This is a genomic window from Rhodococcus sp. A14, from assembly GCF_011603105.1.
Lineage (GTDB): Bacteria > Actinomycetota > Actinomycetes > Mycobacteriales > Mycobacteriaceae > Rhodococcus_F > Rhodococcus_F opacus.
The window spans coordinates 1-19,524 of sequence record NZ_JAAOQS010000023.1 but is presented as its reverse complement, the minus strand read 5'-3'; the positions used below and the strand labels follow the sequence as shown (position 1 = coordinate 19,524).

The window sequence follows — 19,524 nt, the reverse complement described above, 5'->3', positions numbered from 1 at the left end:
TCCCGCCATGACCCTGTCCCGTGATCCCCGGGAGCTCCTCGCCGTCGCCAGTGAGCTGCTCGACGGCGTGCACGAACGGTTCGTCTCGGGCGTGGGTGCGCCCAGCGCCGTCCACAAGGGTCCCGACGACTTCGCGACCGCCGTCGACCTCGAACTCGAGAAGCGGCTGACCGGTGAACTGCGCGACCGGACCGGCATCGATGTCCACGGCGAGGAGTTCGGCGGCCCCGACCTGGGCAGCGGACCCGTGTGGGTGCTCGACCCCATCGACGGCACGTTCAACTATTCGGCCGGTCTGCCCACGGCGGGCACGCTGCTCGCGCTGCTCGACGACGGGGTTCCCGTTCTCGGTCTCACGTGGCTGCCGCTCGTCGGGCGGCGGTATGCGGCCGTCGCGGACGGTCCGCTGCTCGAAGGTGGCACGCCCCTGCCTGCGCTCGGGCGTACGTCGCTCGCGTCGTCGATCGTGGGCTTGGGCGCACTGAACATCGACAGTCGCGGGCGCATCCCCGGCGCGTACCGGCTGCAGGTCCTCGCGCAGCTCAGCCGGGTGTCGTCGCGGATCCGGATCCACGGATCCACCGGTGTCGACCTCGCGTTCACCGCGGCCGGAATACTCGGCGGCGCGGTGGTGTTCGGCCACAATGCGTGGGACAACGCCGCCGGTGTCGCGTTGGTGCGCGCCGCGGGTGGTGTGGTGACGGATCTGGGCGGCAAGCCCTGGACGGTCACGTCCGACTCGGTGCTCGCCGGAGCGCCCGGAGTGCACGGCGAAATTCTCGATATCCTCGGATCACTGGGTGATCCTCGTTCCGAGCCTTCAGGAGGGCGTACGCAATGACTCTGGCGGTTCGAGTGATCCCGTGTCTGGACGTCGATGCCGGACGCGTCGTCAAGGGCGTCAACTTCGAGAACCTGCGGGACGCGGGTGACCCCGTCGAGTTGGCTGCCGCGTACGACGCTCAGGGAGCCGACGAGCTCACGTTCCTCGACGTCACCGCGTCCACCGCGGACCGGGGCACCATGCTCGACGTGGTGAGCCGGACGGCGGAGCAGGTCTTCATTCCGCTCACGGTCGGCGGCGGTGTCCGCACCGTCGAGGACGTCGACCGGCTGCTGCGCGCCGGCGCCGACAAGGTCAGCGTCAACACGGCGGCGATCGCCCGGCCCGAGTTGCTCCGCGAACTCAGCGAACGCTTCGGCTCGCAGTGCATCGTGCTGTCGGTCGATGCGCGGACCGTGCCGCAGGGGCAGCCGGACACCCCGTCGGGGTGGGAGGTCACGACGCACGGCGGCAAGCGCGGGACCGGTATCGACGCGGTGGAGTGGGCGGTCCGCGGCGCCGAACTGGGCGTCGGGGAGATCCTGCTCAACTCGATGGACGCCGACGGCACGAAGGCCGGTTTCGATCTGCCGATGATCCGGGCGGTGCGCGCCGCCGTGCATGTGCCGGTGATCGCCAGCGGGGGAGCGGGCGCCGTCGAGCACTTCGCACCCGCGGTCGGCGCCGGCGCGGACGCCGTCCTGGCGGCCAGTGTCTTCCACTTCGGCGACATGACGATCGGCGACGTGAAGAAGTCCATGCGTGAAGAAGGGATCACCGTCCGATGAGTCTCGACCCCGCCATCGCGTCCCGGCTCAAGCGCAACGAGGCAGGACTGTTCAGTGCCGTCGCGCAGGAACGGTCGACGGGCGACGTCCTGATGGTGGCGTGGATGGACGACGAGGCCCTCGCTCGCACGCTCGACACCCGCAAGGGCACGTACTACTCCCGGTCCCGTCAGCAGTATTGGGTGAAGGGCGAGACGTCCGGTCACACGCAGTACGTCCACGAGGTGCGGCTCGACTGCGACGGCGACTCGGTGCTGCTCGTCGTCGATCAGGAGGGGGCGGCGTGCCACACGGGCACCCACACCTGCTTCGACACCGACGTGCTCCTCGCCGCCGAGTAAGGCGCCTCGGCGTTCGGGCAGAGTGCCCGCCATGCCCTCGGGCAGAGGGCCCGCATGCCGTTCATGCTTGTGTATGACCGGTCAATGACCACTGTGGTCAGCCTCGGCAGGAACGATTGCTCACTGGGTCCAGCTCGCGAGGCCTGCGGGTGATGGCCCGGACTGTCTGTTCGACGAACTTCGTTGGTTGCAGGAGCGTCCAGTCAAACCGTTGCCGCTGTTCATCACACTGTTCCCGCTCAGTCGGATCGAACACCACCGTGCGCGCCAACTACCGAGCGTATGCACATCCGCCCACCCGCTTACGGTGGGGCCGTGCCCCGGAGTCCGTCCACCGCTTCCCCGAGACGGGGCGCCGCGTCTCGCGGAGGGTGAGGCGCCCCACCCGGTTTCCGGCAGGTGACAGTCACTCTCGCGTAGGCCCCCACGGCTTCGGCCGGCCCGCGTCGAACGCCACGAGCCGCCGCCCGCGCTTCCGATCCCAGGAACCGGCGTACGGCACGGCGGTGAGAAACCGTGCCGCCCCTGGGCCCGCACTTCGTGGTGGACAACCGCTCGGGCGAGCTACACGTCGACGTGTGCGACGCCGGCCGCAGCGCGCCCTCGCCCTCCGCTGACAGGGCGACACCCGCCGTGACCACGCGGATCGGGGATCGTTGAGCATGCCGTGACCTCTAAATATGAAGCGAGGCTGCTAGCGTAGGCCTCTTTACTCGGGACCCAGGAGCGCTCCGCATGAAGTACACCGTCTCGATCGAGATCGCCCTGCCGCGGGAGACAGTGGTACAGCTGCTCGCCGACTCGGCACACCTGCCGAAGTGGCTGCGGGGTCTGGTGCTGCACGAGCCGCTGAGTGGGGTGCACGGGCAGGTCGGTACCCGATCGCGGGTCGTGATGCAGATGGGGAAGCAGAAGATCGAGTGCACCGAGACCATCAGGCGTCGGGAACCGGCAGACCTGCGCGGGATCCCGAAAGGGAGCGTCGTTCACTTCGACCGCGAGATCGTCGGCGAGGGCATGTGGAGCGCCGTGCGCGACCGGCTGACCGAAGTCGGTCCGGAGATGACGCTCTGGGTGAGCGAGAGCGAATACCGGTTCAGCGGCGTGTTGATGCGGCTGGTGGGGCTCCTGATGCCCGGTGCCTTCCGCAAGCAGTCGCAACAGCACATGCAGGACTTCAAGGCGTTTGCCGAGCAGGGGAACGACGTCCGCGCAGCGAAGGACTGATCTACGATCAGCGCTCGTCTCTCGAAGAGTGATGAGACGGTCATGGCCCGGCGAAGGTCATCCGGATCATCGACCAGTTGATCTCCGAGATTCCGCGGCGGTGCGGGGAGGTCGAACTCGCGGTCGCTGCAGTGGCCGGTCGACCAAATCTCCCTGTGACTGCGCTCGGGTCCGAAAGGAGAGCGGACTGACCTCGAGGCTGCTGTAGCCAGCGTGCAGCGCCTGGCGCTCGGGGATCAACGGTTGCACCGGGAGGTCGAAGCACCGAGCGGAGTTGTCGATCTCAGGTCGCGCAAGCGAACGTGAGCGACGGTCGATGAGCCGCCGAATGATTTTGTGGCACAGTTCGTCCTATGCCATTGATTCAGATCAGTCAGACGCCGGGACTCACCGCGGAGCAGAAGCGCGCCACGATCGAGGCGGTCACCAAGGCCTACGCCGACGCGACGGGCAAGGATCCCGCGAAGGTGTGGGTGACGATCACCGAGGTCCCGCGCGACAGCTGGGGTGTCGGCGGGACGCCGCTGGGGTGAGCTGCCGGGGCGCCGTTGGGGTGCGTTGCCGGGGCGCCGTTGGGGTGAGTGCTGTCAGGCTCTGCCGGTTCCCGATGCGATGCTCTTGTCGAGTTGGGTGAGCATGGCGCCGGACAGTTCGGACAGCTGACGGACCTGGTCGGCGGACAGTCCGTCGAAGATCAGGGATCGGACGGATTCGACGTGCGGGGGCGCGGCCTCGACGACCTTGGCCATGCCCTCGTCTGTGAGGACGGCGTCGGAGCCGCGGCTGCCGCGGATGCTCTCGCGGCGTACCCAGCCGGCTTTTTCCATCTTGGTGATGACGTGGGACAGCCGGGACAGGGACGCGTTGGCGCGCTGGGCGAGCAGGGACAGCTGCAGGCGCCGGTTCGCCTCGCCGGAGAGCGAGGCGAGGACGAAGTACTCGAAGTGGGTGAGTGCCGAGTCGCGTTGGAGCTGGGTGTCCAGTGCGGCGGGGAGCCGGGTGACCAGGGCGATGAGGGTGAGCCAGGCCTCCTGCTGCTCGGCGTCGAGCCATCGGGTGCCGGGCTCTGCCGGCGTGCCCTCGTCGTTACCACTCATCAGTGGTGTCCTCCATCCGTACGTCGATCCACGCGTGCAACGTGTTCAACATAGTTAGCACGTCGTGGGCCGGACCGTGCGTGGGGAATAGTTGCCGGGCCCACGCGTTGACTCCTATAGTAACTTGAAGGTTCAACATTGAGCCTCGATGTTGGATCTCGATCCGAAGGAGTCGCGATGACCGCCACCATGCCCGCACTGTTCCTCAGTCATGGTGCGCCTCCGCTGGTGGACAGCGAACTGTGGGTGTCGCAGCTGGCGAAGTGGGCAGGCGACCTGCCGCGGCCGAAGGCCATCCTCATGGTGTCGGCGCACTGGGAATCGGCGCCGCTCACGATCGGGTCCACCACCACCGGCACCCCCCTCGTCTACGACTTCGGTGGCTTCCCCGAACGCTTCTACCGGACCACGTACGAGGCGCCCGGCGCCCCCGAACTCGCGGCGCAGGTCGTGGCCCTGATGCCCGACGACGAGGCCGTGTCGCACCAGCCGCACCGCGGCCTCGACCACGGCGCCTACGTTCCGTTGACGGTCATGTACCCCGACGCCGACATCCCGGTCCTGCAGATCTCGCTGCCCACGCTCGACCCGCAACGACTGCTGCACCTCGGGGAGCGGCTGCGTCCCCTGCGCGAGCAGGATGTCCTGATCGTCGGTTCCGGATTCACCACCCACGGGCTGCCGTTCCTGCGCGACCCGTCACCCGACGCGAAGGCACCCGGCTGGTCGTCGGAGTTCGACGCCTGGGCGGACGAGCGTCTCGCCGCGGGCGACGTCGATTCGCTCATCGACTTCCGCTCGCTCGCGCCGGGCATGCCGTACGCCCACCCGACGATCGAGCACTTCGCGCCGCTGTTCGTCACGCTGGGCGCCGCGAGTGATCCCGAGCAGATCCCCCGGCAGGTCATCGACGGCTTCTGGATGGGGCTGGCCAAACGGTCGATTCAGGTGGACTGACGCGTCCGGAGGAAGGCCAGCGCCTGGTCGCCGTGCGTGTTGGCGCGGAACTCGCTCGAGATGACCTCGAGCACGGTGCGGTCGGTGTCGATGACGAACGTCGACCGCTTGACCGGGGCGAGCTTGCCGAGCAGTCCGCGGCGGACACCGAACTTCTCCGCGACGGCTCCGTCGGCGTCCGACAGCAGTGGGTAGTCGAACGACTGCTCCTGCGCGAACGACGCCTGCTTCTCCACCGCGTCGGTGCTGATCCCGGCGCGGGACGCGCCCACTGCGGAGAACTCGACTCCGAGGTCACGGAAATGGCAGGCCTCGGCGGTGCACACCGGCGTCGACGCCGCAGGGTAGAAGAACAGCACCAGAGGGCCGTCCTCGAGAAGGCTCGACAGAGATCGCGCGATGCCGTCCTGATCGGGCAGGGTGAATTCCGGTGCGAGCTGACCTGGCTTCATGACAGCCGAGGCTACCCGCGCACGCAGACACGACGAGTGCGCCTGGGATGATGGTCGGCATGCACGGCGAGCCCACCACGATTCCCGCACCCGAGTCCGCCGCCACCCCGGCCGACGGCGGGTCCGACTCGACCACCACGCGCGAGCAGTTCCACGCTCTCGCCGCCGAACACCGGGTGGTCCCGGTGACGCGCAAGGTGTTGGCTGACGCGGAAACTCCGCTGTCGGCGTACACCAAGCTGGCGGCGAACCGGCCGGGGACCTTCCTGCTCGAGTCGGCGGAGAACGGCCGATCGTGGTCGCGGTGGTCGTTCATCGGCGCGGGCAGTCCCGCTGCGCTCACCGTCGTCGACGGCGAGGCCGCGTGGTACGGCAACGTTCCCGCGGGCGCACCGTCCGGCGGCGATCCGATCGCGGCCCTCGGCCAGACGCTGGAACTGCTCCGCAGCGAGCGGCTGCCCGACCTGCCGCCGCTGACCGGCGGAATGGTCGGCTTCCTCGGATACGACGCGGTGCGCCGGATCGAGCGAATCGGCGAGCACGCCACCGACGATCTGCAGATCCCCGAGATGGTCATGTTGCTGGCGACGGACCTCGCGGCCGTCGACCACCACGAGGGCGCCATCACCCTGATCGCCAACGCGGTCAACTGGGACGGCACCGACGAACGCGTCGACGAGGCCTACGACTCCGCGGTCGAGCGGCTGGACCGGATGACGCACGCCCTGTCGGCCCCGGCGTCGTCGACCGTGTCCACGTTCGCAAAGCCCGCCCCCGACTACCGGCGTCAGCGCACCACCGAGGGCTTCGGCGCCGACGTGCAGAAGCTCGTGGGAGACATCGAGGCGGGCGAGGCCTTCCAGGTCGTGCTGTCGCAGCGCTTCGAGATCGACTGCACCGCGGACCCGATCGACGTCTACCGGATGCTGCGCGCCTCCAATCCCAGCCCGTACATGTACCTGCTCAACGTGCCGAACGGCGACGGCGAAACGGCGTTCTCCATCGTCGGTTCGAGCCCGGAGGCCCTGGTGACCGTGTCGGAAGGCGTCGCCACCACGCACCCGATCGCGGGAACCCGCTGGCGCGGGCACACCGAGGAGGAGGACATCCTGCTCGAGAAGGACCTGCTCGCCGACGAGAAGGAGAACGCGGAGCACCTGATGCTCGTGGATCTGGGCCGCAACGACCTCGGGCGCGTGTGCGAACCGGGCACGGTGAAGGTCCACGACTACCGCCACATCGAGCGGTACAGCCACGTGATGCATCTCGTCTCCACCGTCACGGGTCACCTCGCGGACGGCAAGCATGCCCTGGACGCCGTCACCGCGTGCTTCCCGGCGGGCACCCTGTCGGGCGCGCCGAAGGTCCGGGCGATGCAGCTGATCGAGGAACTCGAACCCACGCGCCGGGGCATCTACGGCGGCATCATCGGGTACCTCGACTTCGCCGGCGACGCCGACACCGCCATCGCGATCCGGACCGCGCTGATCAAGGACGGCATCGGGTACGTCCAGGCGGGTGCGGGTGTCGTCGCCGACTCGAACCCCGAGTACGAGGACACCGAGGCGCGGAACAAGGCGATGGCGGTGCTCAGCGCGATCGCGGCGGCACACACGCTCCGGACCCTGGGAGGCGACACGCAGTGAGTGACGCGTCGGAGACGGCCCGGGAACCCGGGCAGGCGGGACGTCGCCGGTCGATGATCTCGGTGCTGCTGCTCGCGGTCGCCGCGGTGTGCCTGTGGGGTGCCTCCCGGATGACGTGGGTGGAGGTCACCTCCTCCGACGGACTCGGTGAGGAGCGCACGTCGGCGCTCGTCGGCGGCACGTGGGCCGCGGCGCTCACGCCGCTGGCGCTGACCCTGGTCGCCGCGATCGCCGCGTCGTTCGCCGTGAAGGGCTGGGCGCTGCGGGTGCTCGGTGTCCTCGTCGCGGTCGTGGCCGTCGCGGCCGCGGTCCCCGCGGTGGGGTTGATCGTCTCGGGCGCCTCCGGCGACGAGGCGGGCCGGCTGGCCGAGTTGCCGGGCCGCGCCGAGGTCCAGTCGGTGTCCGTGCACGTCGGTCCCGCCGTTCTCGCGCTGGTGGGCGCCCTGGCGGCGCTTGCCGCCGCGGTGGAACTCGTCCGCCGTCCGCGGGTGCGGGCCGGGCTCTCCTCCAAGTACGACAGCCCCGGTGCGCGTCGGGACGCGGCGAAGAAGGCCGGCACCGATTCCGCCGAGGGGCCCGTTACCCAGCGCATGCTCTGGGATGCCCTGGATGCGGGGGAGGACCCCACGGTGGAAGACAAGAAAGCCGAACCTGTCGACCAAGTTGACGGACCGGACAAAGACCCGGGGACCCGAACGTAAACAGAATCAGAGTGCCATCTAGGCTGACTTCACCCCTGATGATGTTCCTCACATCGGGTTTCTGCCCAGAAAGGACTCGGGCCACGATGACCGTTCTCGACTCGATTCTCGACGGGGTGCGCGCCGACGTCGCCGCCCGCGAAGCCGTCCTTGACTTCGCCGCAGTCAAGGCTGCCGCCGCTGCCGCACCGCCGGCCCTCGATGCCGCGGCCGCCCTGCTCGAGCCGGGCATCGGAGTCATCGCCGAGGTCAAGCGGGCCAGCCCCTCGAAGGGCGCGCTCGCCGACATCACCGATCCCGCCGAGTTGGCCGCCGCCTACCAGGCCGGTGGTGCCCGGGTGATCAGCGTGCTCACCGAGGAGCGCCGGTTCCAGGGGTCCCTCGCGGACCTCGACGCGGTCCGCCGCGCGGTGAGCATCCCGATCCTCCGCAAGGACTTCATCGTCGGGCCGTATCAGATCCACGAGGCCCGCGCGCACGGCGCCGACGTCGTGCTGCTCATCGTCGCCGCCCTCGAGCAGGACGCGCTCGCGTCGCTGATCGACCGCACCGAGTCGCTGGGCATGACGGCCCTCGTCGAGGTCCATACCGAGGAAGAGGCCAACCGTGCGCTCGAGGCGGGCGCAAAGGTCATCGGTGTCAACGCCCGCAATCTCAAGACGCTCGAGGTCGACAAGAACACGTTCGGCGAGATCGCTCCCGGGCTGCCCACCGAGACCATCAAGATCGCCGAGTCCGGTGTGCGCGGCACGGCCGACCTGCTGGCCTACGCCGGTGCGGGAGCCGACGCGGTGCTGGTCGGCGAAGGCCTCGTCACCAGCGGGGATCCGCGCAAGGCGGTGGCCGATCTGGTCAACGCCGGCGCTCACCCGTCCTGCCCCAAGCCGTCACGCTGACGTTGCGCCGGAGGAACTGACCCGGACGGCGGCGGAACCCGGCGTTGGGGCAGACTGGACCTGTGACTTCACGTAATCAGGAAACCGTCTTCAAGGGTGGCAATCTGCCGACTGCCAGCGCCGGAATCGCCGAGCGCACGACGCACGACCCCGACGCCGGAGGACACTTCGGCGTGTACGGCGGACGGCACGTGCCCGAGGCCCTGATGGCAGTGATCGAGGAGGTCACCGCCGAGTACGAGAAGGCCCGCGCCGACGACGCGTTCCTGAACGAACTCGATCGTCTCCAGCGCGACTACACCGGCCGTCCGTCCCCGATCTTCGAGGCGACACGGATGAGCGAGTTCGCCGGTGGGGCGCGGCTCATCCTCAAGCGCGAAGACCTCAACCACACTGGCTCGCACAAGATCAACAACGTGCTCGGTCAGGTGCTGCTCGCCAAGCGCATGGGCAAGACCCGCATCATCGCGGAGACCGGCGCCGGCCAGCACGGTGTCGCCACCGCCACCGCCTGCGCGCTCCTCGGCCTCGAATGCGTCATCTACATGGGTGCCGTCGACACCGAGCGGCAGGCGCTGAACGTCGCCCGCATGCGGTTGCTGGGCTCCTCGGTGGTGTCGGTCGAGTCGGGGTCGAGGACCCTGAAGGACGCCATCAACGAGGCGCTGCGCGACTGGGTCACCAACGCCCACAACACGTACTACTGCTTCGGCACTGCTGCCGGGCCGCACCCGTTCCCGACCATCGTCCGCGACTTCCAGCGCGTGGTCGGCCTGGAGGCGCGTGCCCAGGTGCAGGCGCTGACGGGCCGGCTGCCCGACGCGGTGACGGCGTGCGTCGGCGGCGGTTCCAATGCCATCGGCATCTTCCACGCGTTCCTCGACGACCCGGCCGTGCGGCTGGTCGGCTACGAGGCCGCCGGTGACGGCGTCGAGACCGGGCGGCACGCCGCCACGTTCGCGGCGGGCACCCCGGGCGCGTTCCAGGGCGCGTACTCGTACCTGTTGCAGGACGAGGACGGCCAGACCATCGAGTCGCACTCGATCTCCGCGGGCCTCGACTACCCCGGTGTCGGACCGGAGCACGCGCTCCTCAAGGACATCGGCCGCGCCACCTACGAGCCGGTCACCGACACGGAGGCCATGGACGCGCTGCGTCTGCTGTCCGAGCGTGAGGGCATCATCCCCGCCATCGAGTCCGCCCACGCCGTCGCCGGGTCGCTGCGACTGGGCCGCGAACTGGGGGAGGGCGCGATCATCGTCATCAGCCTGTCCGGGCGCGGCGACAAGGACATGGACACGGCCGCCAAGTGGTTCGGACTGTTCGATCCCGACGATTCGACCGAGACCACCACGACTGACAAGGAAGGTTCGGCCAAGTGAGCGAACGACTCTCGCGCCTCGCCCCGACGTTCGCGCAGTGCCGCGAGGAGAAGCGCGCCGCGCTCGTCGGGTACCTCCCGGCCGGTTTCCCCACCGTGCAGGAGTCCATCGACGTGTTCAAGGCGATGGTCGAATCCGGTTGCGACATCGTCGAGGTCGGCATCGCCTACTCCGACCCGGTGATGGACGGGCCCACCATCCAGGCGGCGGCCGAGACGGCGCTGCGGAACGGTGTCCGGGTGCGTGACGTGTTCACCGTCGTCGAGGCGATCGCCTCCGTGGGCGGCAAGGCCGTCGTGATGACGTACTGGAATCCGGTCCTGCAGTACGGGGTCGACAAGTTCTCCCGCGACCTGGCGAGCGCGGGTGGCCTCGGCCTGATCACGCCCAACCTGATCCCCGAGGAGGCCGGCGAGTGGATCGCCGCGTCGAAGGAACACGACCTCGACCGGATCTTCCTGGTGGCGCCGTCGTCGACCGAGGAACGCCTCGCGATGACCCTCGACGCCAGCAGCGGCTTCGTGTATGCCGCGTCCACGATGGGTGTCACCGGCGCCCGTGACGCGGTGTCGTCGATGGCACCCGAGCTGACGGCCCGCATCCGCGCCCACTCGGACATCCCGGTGGGTGTCGGACTGGGTGTCCGCTCCGGCGCGCAGGCCGCCGAGATCGCCGCGTACGCCGACGCGGTCATCGTCGGATCTGCGCTGGTCACGGCCGCGGAGAGCGGTCTGGACGCGGTGCGCTCGCTCACGAAGGAACTCGCCGAGGGCGTTCGCTCCGCTACCGTGGCGTCGTGACTTCCACTGTGGACATACTGGCCTACATTCCGAGTCCGCCTCAAGGGGTCTGGTATGTCGGACCGGTGGCCCTGCGCGCGTACGCGCTGTTCATCATCGTCGGGATCGTCGTCGCGATCGTGTGGGGTGACCGTCGCTGGGTCGCCCGCGGTGGCGAGAAGGGCACCGTCCTCGACATCGCCATCTGGGCGGTGCCGTTCGGCCTGATCGGCGGCCGTCTCTACCACGTGATGACCGACTGGCCGACGTACTTCGGGGAGGGCGGCGACCCCGTCGACGCCCTGAAGGTGTGGCAGGGCGGCCTCGGCATCTGGGGCGCCGTGGCGCTCGGCGGCGTCGGCGCCTGGATCGGTTGTCGTCGCCGCGGCATCCCGCTGCCTGCGCTCGGCGACGCGGTCGCGCCCGCAATCCTGCTGGCGCAGGCGATCGGCCGGCTCGGAAACTACTTCAACCAGGAACTCTACGGTCGCGAGACCGACGTGCCGTGGGGGCTCGAGATCTTCGAGCGGCGCAACGACGTGGGCCAGGTGTCACCGCAGCTGATCGACGGGGTGTCGACCGGCGAGGTCGCGTTCGTGGTGCATCCGACGTTCCTGTACGAGGCGCTGTGGAACGTGCTGATCGTTCTCCTGCTCGTGTGGGTCGATCGCCGCTTCCGCATCGGTCACGGCCGCCTCTTCGCCCTGTACGTGGCCGGATATTGCGCCGGCCGCTTCTGGATCGAACTGATGCGCAGCGATCATGCGAGCCTCATCGCCGGTGTCCGCGTGAACTCGTTCACCTCCGCCCTGGTGTTCGTCGCGGCCCTGGTGTACTTCTTCGCCGCGACGAAGGGCCGTGAGGACCCGGCCGAATTGCGGCCTGCCGACGGCGAACCGGTCGATAGCGAGACCATGGAGAAGGAGCCCGAGAAGAACGTCGAGGACGAGGGCACGGACGAGGACGCGCCCGCATCGGAGCCGGTATCGGACGACAAGGCCGCGAGTACTGCGAGTACCGGCGGCGAGGCGGGCACGAAGACCATCGACAGCAAGAAGGATGACGCGAATGACTGAACCGGGGAAAGCATCCGACGATTCCGGCAAGGGTGCATCCGAGGACGCACACAAGGTCGACCTGGGGAAGAGCAGCGACGGCACCGAGAACAGCACCGAGTCGAGCCCGCCGCCCGAGTTCGGCTCACCCTTCGATTACGACGCCACCGCCGAGGCCTCGCTGTCCCAGCCGCCGGCCACGTCGGACGCGACACCGTCACCGGGTTCGACCGGCACCGGACCGGGCTGGGACACCTACTCCGGTGTCGGTAACGGCCCGGGCTGGGGGTCCACGCCCACCTACCCGTCGCCGAGCGGCACCGAGCCGACGGCCCCGTTCCCGAACGTGGGCGAGCCGACTTCGCCGACAGCGCCCTACACCGGGTACGAGAAGCCCCAGCAGCAACCGGACGGTCCCACCTACGGCGCACCCGACCCCAACTACGGCGCGCAGTACGGGGCGGCTCCGCAGTCGTCGCAGGACTACCAGCAGCCCGGGTACCAGCAGCCGGGGTACGGACAGCAGCAGGGTTACCCCCAGCAGGGGTTCCCGCCGCCCGGATACGCCCCCGCCGGCTACAACGCGTACGCCGATCCGTCGGCGCCGTTCGGCAGGCACCCGCTGACGGGTGAGCCGTACTCCGACAAGTCCAAGCTGACCGCCGGCCTGCTGCAGATCTTCCTCGGCGGTTTCGGAGTCGGACGGTTCTACCTGAACCAGCCCGGCATCGCCGTGGCGCAGATCGCCGTCACGTGGCTCACCTGTGGAATCGGCGGAATCTGGCCGCTGGTCGACGGCATCATGATGCTGACCGGAAGCGTGAAGGACAAGTACGGACGACCTCTGCGGGAGCAGTGACGATCCCCGACCGAACTGTGGCCCGTGTTGCTGATGCGACACGGGCCACAGTGCTGTCCGGGGCCGGATTCGGCATATCTTGCGAGGTATCGGTCCTGGTAAGCTGAGCGCGCCGGGTGTATGTCCGGTTACAACCTTCACGGGCCGATGCTGTCCCGGTAGACCCCCGAAAAGCAGTTAGCGCCCGTCGTGGCGACCCCGCTAGCGGAGGCCGCCGACAGCACGTGCGGAGCGCACACACTGGTGGTCTTCCTGGCCGATGTGGAGGTATATCGGTGCTGTTCTCTCAGTTGCCTGGTCCCCAGGGCTTGTACGACCCGGACCAGGAAGTCGATTCCTGCGGCGTCGCCATGGTCGCGGACGTGCACGGCCGCCGCTCACACTCCATCGTCTCCGACGGACTCCTCGCACTCGAGAATCTCGAGCACCGCGGTGCGGCAGGATCGGAACCGAACAGCGGCGACGGCGCCGGCATCCTCCTCCAGCTCCCCACCGAATTTTTCGGGGACGTCGTCGACTTCGATCTCCCGGCGCCGCTCGAGGACGGCGGCAGCACGTACGCGGCGGGAATCTGCTTCCTCCCGCAGGACGCGCAGGCACGGGCGGCGGCGCAACGACGCGTGTCCGACCTCGCGGCCGAGGAGGGGCTCGAGATCCTCGGCTGGCGTCGGGTGCCCGTCGATCCGGACGGCGCGGACGTCGGCTCCACGGCCCGGGCCTGCGCGCCGCACATGAGCCAGTTGTTCGTCACCGCACCCGCCGTCGGCGGGATCCGGCCCGGCGAGCTGGCACTCGACCGCCTTGTCTACGCGCTGCGTAAGCGGGCCGAGCAGGTCACTCCCGAGGTCGAGTCCGAGGGCAGCGGCGTGTACTTCCCGTCCCTGTCGAGCCGGACCGTCGTCTACAAGGGAATGCTGACCACGTCCCAGCTGTCCCGGTACTTCCCGGACCTGCGCGACCCGCGGATGGCGAGTGCGATCGCGATCGTGCACAGCCGGTTCTCGACCAACACGTTCCCGTCCTGGCCGCTCGCGCATCCGTTCCGGTTCGTCGCGCACAACGGTGAGATCAACACGGTCCGCGGCAACCGGAACCGGATGCGCGCCCGCGAGGCGTTGCTGTCGAGTTCGGTGATCACGGGCGACCTGCGCAGGCTGTATCCGATCTGCACACCCGACGCGTCGGATTCGGCGTCGTTCGACGAGGTCCTCGAATTGCTGCACCTCGCCGGCCGCAGCGTGGCGCACGCGGTGATGATGATGGTGCCGGAGGCGTGGGAGAACGACTCGTCGATGTGCCCCGAACGCCGGGCGTTCTATCAGTTCCACGCGTCGCTGATGGAGGCGTGGGACGGACCGGCGTGTGTGACGTTCACCGACGGGACCGTGGTCGGCGCCGTGCTGGACCGTAACGGCCTGCGTCCGGGACGCTGGTGGCAGACCGTCGACGGGCGGGTGGTCCTCGCGAGCGAGAGCGGTGTCCTCGACGTCCCGCAGGCGGAGGTCGTGGCGAAGGGCCGCCTCGAACCGGGGCAGATGTTCCTGGTCGACACGTCCGAGGGCCGGATCGTGCCCGACGAGCAGATCAAGATGCGGCTCGCGGCGGAGCGGCCGTACGCGGAGTGGCTGTACGCCGGTCTGCTCGAACTGAAGACGCTGCCGGATCGCCCGCACGCGCAGCACAACCACGAGTCGGTGGTGCGACGGCAGGTGGCGTTCGGGTACACCGAGGAGGATCTGCGGATCCTGCTCGCGCCGATGGCCGCGTCCGGCGGCGAGCCCCTCGGCTCGATGGGGACGGACACCCCGATCGCCGTCATGTCGCAGCGTTCGCGGCTGCTCTACGACTATTTCGTCGAACTGTTCGCGCAGGTCACGAATCCGCCGCTCGACGCGATCCGTGAAGAGATCGTGACGTCGCTGTCGCGGGTCATGGGACCGGAGCAGAACCTGCTCGAGCCGACCGCGGCGTCGTGCAGGCAGATCGTGCTGCCGTGGCCGGTGCTCGACAACGAAGAGCTGAACAAGATCATCAACGTCAACGCGGACGGCAACCATCCGGGGCTGGCCGCGGCGGTGCTGCGCGCGCTGTACGACGTGGAACGCGGCGGTGCGGGGATGGCCGAGGCGATCGAGGAATTGCGGGCTCAGGCGAGCGCCGCGATCGCGGACGGCTATCGGACGCTGGTGATCTCGGACCGTGACTCCGACCACACCCGCGCGCCGATCCCGTCGCTGCTCGCGGTCGCCGCGGTGCACCATCACCTGGTGCGGACCAAGGAACGCACCAAGGTGGCGCTGGTCGTCGAATCCGGTGACGCCCGCGAGGTCCACCACCTGGCGCTGCTCATCGGGTACGGGGCCGCGGCCGTCAACCCGTACCTCGCGATGGAGTCGATCGAGGACCTCGTGTCCGAGGGCGAACTCACCGGCGTCGAGCACACGATCGCCGTGCGGAACTATCTCACCGCTCTCGGCAAGGGTGTGCTCAAGGTGATGTCGAAGATGGGCATCTCCACCGTCGGCTCGTATACCGCGGCGCAGGTGTTCGAGGCGATCGGCCTGGACCGCGATCTCGTCCACGAGTACTTCACGGGCACCGTCAGCAAGCTGGGCGGCGCCGGTCTCGACGAGATCGCCCGCGAGGTCACCGTCCGTCACCGGCAGGCGTACCCGGACAACCCGGCCGAGTTCGCCCACCGGCGGCTCGAGGACGGCGGCGAGTACCAGTTCCGCCGCGACGGCGAACTGCACCTGTTCACCCCGGAGACGGTGTTTCTGCTGCAGCACGCCACCCGCACCGGTCAGCACACGGTGTTCGCGAAGTACAGCGAGGAGGTGAACCGCCTGGCCGAGGCCGGTGGCGCACTGCGCGGCCTGTTCACGTTCCGGGAGGGTGTGCGCCCGCCGGTGCCGCTGGACGAGGTGGAACCGGTCGAGCGGATCGTCACCCGGTTCAACACCGGCGCGATGAGTTACGGCTCGATCTCCGCCGAGGCTCACGAGACGATGGCCGTCGCGATGAACAATCTCGGCGGACGCTCCAATACGGGCGAGGGCGGCGAGAACGTCGACCGTCTCTACGATCCGTCGCGCCGCAGCGCCGTCAAGCAGGTGGCGAGCGGGCGGTTCGGTGTCACCAGCGACTACCTGATCAACGCCAGCGACATCCAGATCAAGATGGCGCAGGGCGCCAAGCCCGGTGAGGGCGGCCAGTTGCCGGCGTACAAGGTGTACCCGTGGGTCGCGGAGACCCGGCACTCGACGCCGGGGGTCGGGCTGATCTCGCCGCCGCCGCACCACGACATCTACTCGATCGAGGATCTCGCCCAGCTGATCCACGACCTGAAGAACGCCAACGACCGGGCCCGGGTCCACGTGAAGCTGGTCAGCTCGGTGGGTGTGGGAACGGTCGCCGCCGGCGTCAGCAAGGCGCACGCCGACGTGGTCCTGATCTCCGGGAACGACGGCGGAACCGGCGCCACCCCGCTGACGTCGATGAAGCATGCCGGGGCGCCGTGGGAGATCGGGCTGGCCGATGCCCAGCAGACACTCGTGCTCAACGGTCTCCGCGACCGCATCACCGTCCAGTGCGACGGCGGGATGCGCACCGCGCGGGACGTCGTGGTCGCGGCGCTCCTGGGTGCGGAGGAGTTCGGGTTCTCGACGGCCCCGCTGATCGTGGCGGGCTGCATCATGATGCGGGTCTGCCACCTCGACACCTGCCCGGTCGGTGTCGCCACCCAGAACCCGGAACTCCGCAAGCGGTATACCGGCAAACCGGAGTTCGTGGAGGAGTTCTTCCGCTTCGTCGCCGAGGACGTGCGCCGGTACCTGGCGGACCTCGGGTTCCGCAGCATCGACGAGGCCGTCGGTCACGCCGATGTCCTCGAGACCGCGCAGGGGATCGCGCACTGGAAGAATCGCGGACTCGACCTGACCCCGATCTTCGCCGTGCCCACCGGGCCGGACGGGGCTCCGCTGCCGCAGCGGCGCCGGGACCGCGATCAGGACCACGGACTGGACCGGGCGCTGGACCGGACGCTCATCCAGCTGGCCGAGGGTGCCCTCGAGGACGCGCACGCCGTGGAGATCGAGATGCCGGTGCGCAACGTCAACCGGACCGTCGGCACGCTGCTCGGTGCGGAGGTCACCCGCCGGTACGGCGCCGCCGGGCTGCCGGACGACACGATCCGGCTCACGTTCACGGGTTCGGCGGGGCAGTCGCTCGGCGCGTTCCTGCCGCCGGGTATCACCATCGACCTGACCGGTGACGCCAACGACTACGTCGGCAAGGGGTTGTCGGGCGGGCGGATCGTGGTCCGTCCCGCCGACGACGTCCTGTTCGTTCCGGAAACCCAGGTGATCGCAGGCAACACCCTGCTCTACGGCGCCACCTCGGGCGAGCTCTATCTCCGGGGCCGCGTCGGCGAACGCTTCTCGGTGCGCAACTCCGGTGCGTCGGCCGTCGTGGAGGGCGTCGGCGACCACGCCTGCGAGTACATGACGGGCGGGCGGGTCGTGATCCTCGGCCCGACCGGCCGGAACATGGCGGCCGGGATGTCCGGCGGCATCGCCTACGTCCTCGACCTCGACCCCGAGGACGTGAACCCGGCGATGGTGAAGCTCCTGCAACCCGACCCGGACGACCTCGACTGGTTGTGCGGCGCGGTCACCCGCCACCACCGGTGGACCGGTTCCGCGGTGGCGGCGTCGGTGCTCGCCGACTGGCCCCGGCGCTCCGCGTTGTTCACCAAGGTGATGCCGGTGGACTACCAGCGGGTGCTGGACGCGACCCGGATCGCCAAGGCCGAGGGACTCGACGTCGACACTGCGATCATGGAGGCGGCACGTGGCTGATCCACAGGGCTTTCTGCACATCGTCAAGAAGGAGGCGCGCAAGCGTCCGGTCGCTGAGCGGGTGCACGACTGGCACGAGGTGTACGCGCCGCAGAGTCCGGCGGAGCGGGCCGCCGAGGTGTCCGAGCAGGCCGCACGGTGTATGGACTGCGGAATCCCGTTCTGCCACTCGGGAAGTGCGGGCTGCCCGCTGGGCAACCTGATCCCGGAGTGGAACGACCTGGTGCGGCGCGGCCGCTGGTCGGCGGCCAGTGAACGCCTGCATGCCACGAACAACTTCCCGGAGTTCACGGGGCGGGTGTGTCCGGCGCCGTGCGAGTCGGCGTGTGTGCTCGCCCTCGCCGACACCCACACGACCGGCAGCGTCACCATCAAGCGGATCGAACAGGCCATCGCCGACGTCGCGTGGGAGTCCGGCACGGTGGTGCCCAAGCCGCCGATGATCGCCACGGGCCGCAAGGTCGCGGTGGTCGGTTCCGGTCCGGCCGGTCTCGCGGCGGCACAGCAGCTGACCCGGGCGGGGCACGACGTCACCGTCTACGAGCGCGACGACCGGCTCGGGGGACTGCTGCGGTACGGCATCCCGGAATTCAAGATGGAGAAGGCGATCCTCGATCAGCGCCTGATGCAGATGCGCGCCGAGGGAACGCACTTCGTCACCGATTGCGAGGTCGGCGTCGACCTCACCGTGGAGCAGATGCGCGAGAACTTCGACGCCGTCGTGCTCGCGATCGGCGCGCTCCGGGGCCGTGACAACACGACCGTCGAAGGCAGGGAGCTGAACGGGATCCACCTCGCGATGGAACACCTCGTCACCTCGAACAAGGAATGCGAGGGTGACGGTCCCGCGACGATCACCGCCAAGGGCAAGCACGTCGTCATCATCGGCGGCGGCGACACCGGGGCCGACTGCCTCGGAACGGCGCACCGCCAGGGCGCGCTGTCGGTGACCCAGCTGGACTACAACCCGGAGTTGCCGACGGAACGGGACGAGGCCGCGACGCCGTGGCCGGCGTGGCCGATGGTGCTGCGCACGTCGCCCGCGCACGCCGAGGGCGGTGTCCGCCGGTATCAGGTCGCGGTGCAACGCTTCCTCGGTGACGAGAACGGGAACGTCCGATCCATGGTCCTCGCCGAGGTCCGGGTCACCCGCGAGGACGGCACACGCATCATCACGCCGGTCGGCGAGGAGATCGAATTGCCCTGCGAACTGGCGCTTTTCGCGATCGGATTCGAGGGTGTCGATCTCGGACCGCTGCTCGACGACTACGGGCTGTCGCCCACCCGGCGCGGATCGCTCTCCTGCGGACCGGATTGGCAGACCACCGCACCCGGGGTCTTCGTCTGCGGGGACGCGCACCGCGGCGCGTCGCTCGTGGTGTGGGCGATCGCGGAGGGCAGGTCCGCGGCGCACGCCGTCGACGTGTATCTGACCGGGGCGTCGGACCTCCCGTCGCCGGTGCATCCGACGGCGCTCCCGCTGGCAGTCGTCTAAATGGAGAAGGGCGCGCGGGACGACTAGGCTCGAGGCCGTGAACCGACGCACGAAGATCGTATGCACACTTGGACCTGCTACCGCCACCGGTGACCGTATTCGCGAGCTCGTCGAAAGCGGTATGGACGTGGCGCGGCTGAATTTCAGCCACGGCGAACACGCCGACC

The 19,524-nt window shown here is 69.1% G+C and carries 18 protein-coding genes; 16 read left to right on the top strand and 2 right to left on the bottom strand.

Features of this window, described 5'->3' with window-relative positions:
- Nucleotides 1–7: 7 nt before the first annotated feature.
- The 5 genes from G9373_RS14740 to G9373_RS14720 all read left to right on the top strand — a co-directional run bounded on the left by G9373_RS14740 (nt 8) and on the right by G9373_RS14720 (nt 3,712).
- Nucleotides 8–841: an inositol monophosphatase family protein gene (locus tag G9373_RS14740; protein ID WP_005260332.1), complete on the top strand. Its 834-nt coding sequence runs from the start codon at nt 8–10 to the stop codon at nt 839–841.
- Nucleotides 838–1,611: an imidazole glycerol phosphate synthase subunit HisF gene (gene hisF / locus G9373_RS14735; RefSeq protein ID WP_005247506.1), complete on the top strand. Its 774-nt coding sequence runs from the start codon at nt 838–840 to the stop codon at nt 1,609–1,611. Before G9373_RS14740 ends, hisF begins: the two co-directional genes overlap by 4 nt.
- The gene (gene hisI / locus G9373_RS14730) at nt 1,608–1,952 is read left to right on the top strand and encodes a phosphoribosyl-AMP cyclohydrolase (protein WP_007297394.1); all 345 of its coding nucleotides are present in this window, start codon (nt 1,608–1,610) and stop codon (nt 1,950–1,952) included. Before hisF ends, hisI begins: the two co-directional genes overlap by 4 nt.
- Nucleotides 1,953–2,687: 735 nt before the next feature.
- Nucleotides 2,688–3,179, top strand: a complete 492-nt coding sequence (locus G9373_RS14725) for an SRPBCC family protein (RefSeq protein WP_167115587.1) — start codon at nt 2,688–2,690, stop codon at nt 3,177–3,179.
- 353 nt (nt 3,180–3,532) lie between these two features.
- Entirely contained in the window at nt 3,533–3,712 is a 180-nt protein-coding gene (locus tag G9373_RS14720; RefSeq protein ID WP_005247502.1) for a 2-hydroxymuconate tautomerase family protein, read from the top strand.
- Between the two features lie 54 nt (nt 3,713–3,766).
- Here G9373_RS14720 and G9373_RS14715 read toward each other — a convergent pair whose 3' ends face one another.
- Nucleotides 3,767–4,276, bottom strand: coding sequence for a MarR family transcriptional regulator (locus G9373_RS14715; RefSeq protein ID WP_005260338.1), 510 nt, complete (start codon nt 4,274–4,276; stop codon nt 3,767–3,769).
- A gap of 177 nt (nt 4,277–4,453) precedes the next feature.
- On the opposite strand from G9373_RS14715, the gene G9373_RS14710 reads away from it, so the two are divergent.
- Nucleotides 4,454–5,233: a class III extradiol ring-cleavage dioxygenase gene (locus G9373_RS14710; RefSeq protein ID WP_005564099.1), complete on the top strand. Its 780-nt coding sequence runs from the start codon at nt 4,454–4,456 to the stop codon at nt 5,231–5,233.
- Here the strand turns inward: G9373_RS14710 and G9373_RS14705 are convergent.
- Nucleotides 5,221–5,685 carry a peroxiredoxin gene (locus tag G9373_RS14705; protein ID WP_005260343.1) on the bottom strand — a complete coding sequence of 155 codons (465 nt, stop codon included), beginning with the start codon at nt 5,683–5,685 and terminating at the stop codon, nt 5,221–5,223. The genes G9373_RS14710 and G9373_RS14705 overlap by 13 nt on opposite strands.
- Nucleotides 5,686–5,744: 59 nt before the next feature.
- On the opposite strand from G9373_RS14705, the gene G9373_RS14700 reads away from it, so the two are divergent.
- The 10 genes from G9373_RS14700 to G9373_RS14655 all read left to right on the top strand — a co-directional run.
- Nucleotides 5,745–7,331: an anthranilate synthase component I gene (locus G9373_RS14700; protein ID WP_039951282.1), complete on the top strand. Its 1,587-nt coding sequence runs from the start codon at nt 5,745–5,747 to the stop codon at nt 7,329–7,331.
- A complete protein-coding gene (locus tag G9373_RS14695) occupies nt 7,328–8,032 on the top strand; it encodes a TIGR02234 family membrane protein (RefSeq protein WP_005564104.1) in 705 nt (234 codons plus the stop codon). The genes G9373_RS14700 and G9373_RS14695 overlap by 4 nt, the downstream gene beginning before the upstream one ends.
- Before the next feature lie 86 nt (nt 8,033–8,118).
- Nucleotides 8,119–8,928: an indole-3-glycerol phosphate synthase TrpC gene (gene trpC, locus G9373_RS14690; RefSeq protein WP_005260348.1), complete on the top strand. Its 810-nt coding sequence runs from the start codon at nt 8,119–8,121 to the stop codon at nt 8,926–8,928.
- Between the two features lie 62 nt (nt 8,929–8,990).
- Entirely contained in the window at nt 8,991–10,310 is a 1,320-nt protein-coding gene (gene trpB, locus G9373_RS14685; protein ID WP_005260350.1) for a tryptophan synthase subunit beta, read from the top strand.
- Complete coding sequence (gene trpA / locus G9373_RS14680; RefSeq protein ID WP_005247486.1) at nt 10,307–11,110, top strand: tryptophan synthase subunit alpha; 804 nt, start codon at nt 10,307–10,309, stop codon at nt 11,108–11,110. Before trpB ends, trpA begins: the two co-directional genes overlap by 4 nt.
- Nucleotides 11,107–12,165: a prolipoprotein diacylglyceryl transferase gene (gene lgt / locus G9373_RS14675; protein ID WP_167115584.1), complete on the top strand. Its 1,059-nt coding sequence runs from the start codon at nt 11,107–11,109 to the stop codon at nt 12,163–12,165. Before trpA ends, lgt begins: the two co-directional genes overlap by 4 nt.
- Nucleotides 12,158–13,003 (top strand): TM2 domain-containing protein, encoded by an 846-nt coding sequence (locus G9373_RS14670; protein ID WP_167115581.1) that lies wholly within the window; start codon nt 12,158–12,160, stop codon nt 13,001–13,003. The genes lgt and G9373_RS14670 overlap by 8 nt, the downstream gene beginning before the upstream one ends.
- Before the next feature lie 275 nt (nt 13,004–13,278).
- Complete coding sequence (gltB, locus tag G9373_RS14665) at nt 13,279–17,862, top strand: glutamate synthase large subunit (RefSeq protein WP_167115578.1); 4,584 nt, start codon at nt 13,279–13,281, stop codon at nt 17,860–17,862.
- Nucleotides 17,855–19,357, top strand: coding sequence for a glutamate synthase subunit beta (locus tag G9373_RS14660; RefSeq protein WP_005260358.1), 1,503 nt, complete (start codon nt 17,855–17,857; stop codon nt 19,355–19,357). Before gltB ends, G9373_RS14660 begins: the two co-directional genes overlap by 8 nt.
- Nucleotides 19,358–19,394: 37 nt before the next feature.
- The coding region (locus G9373_RS14655; protein ID WP_167115575.1) for a pyruvate kinase at nt 19,395–19,524 on the top strand (130 nt) is incomplete at its 3' end.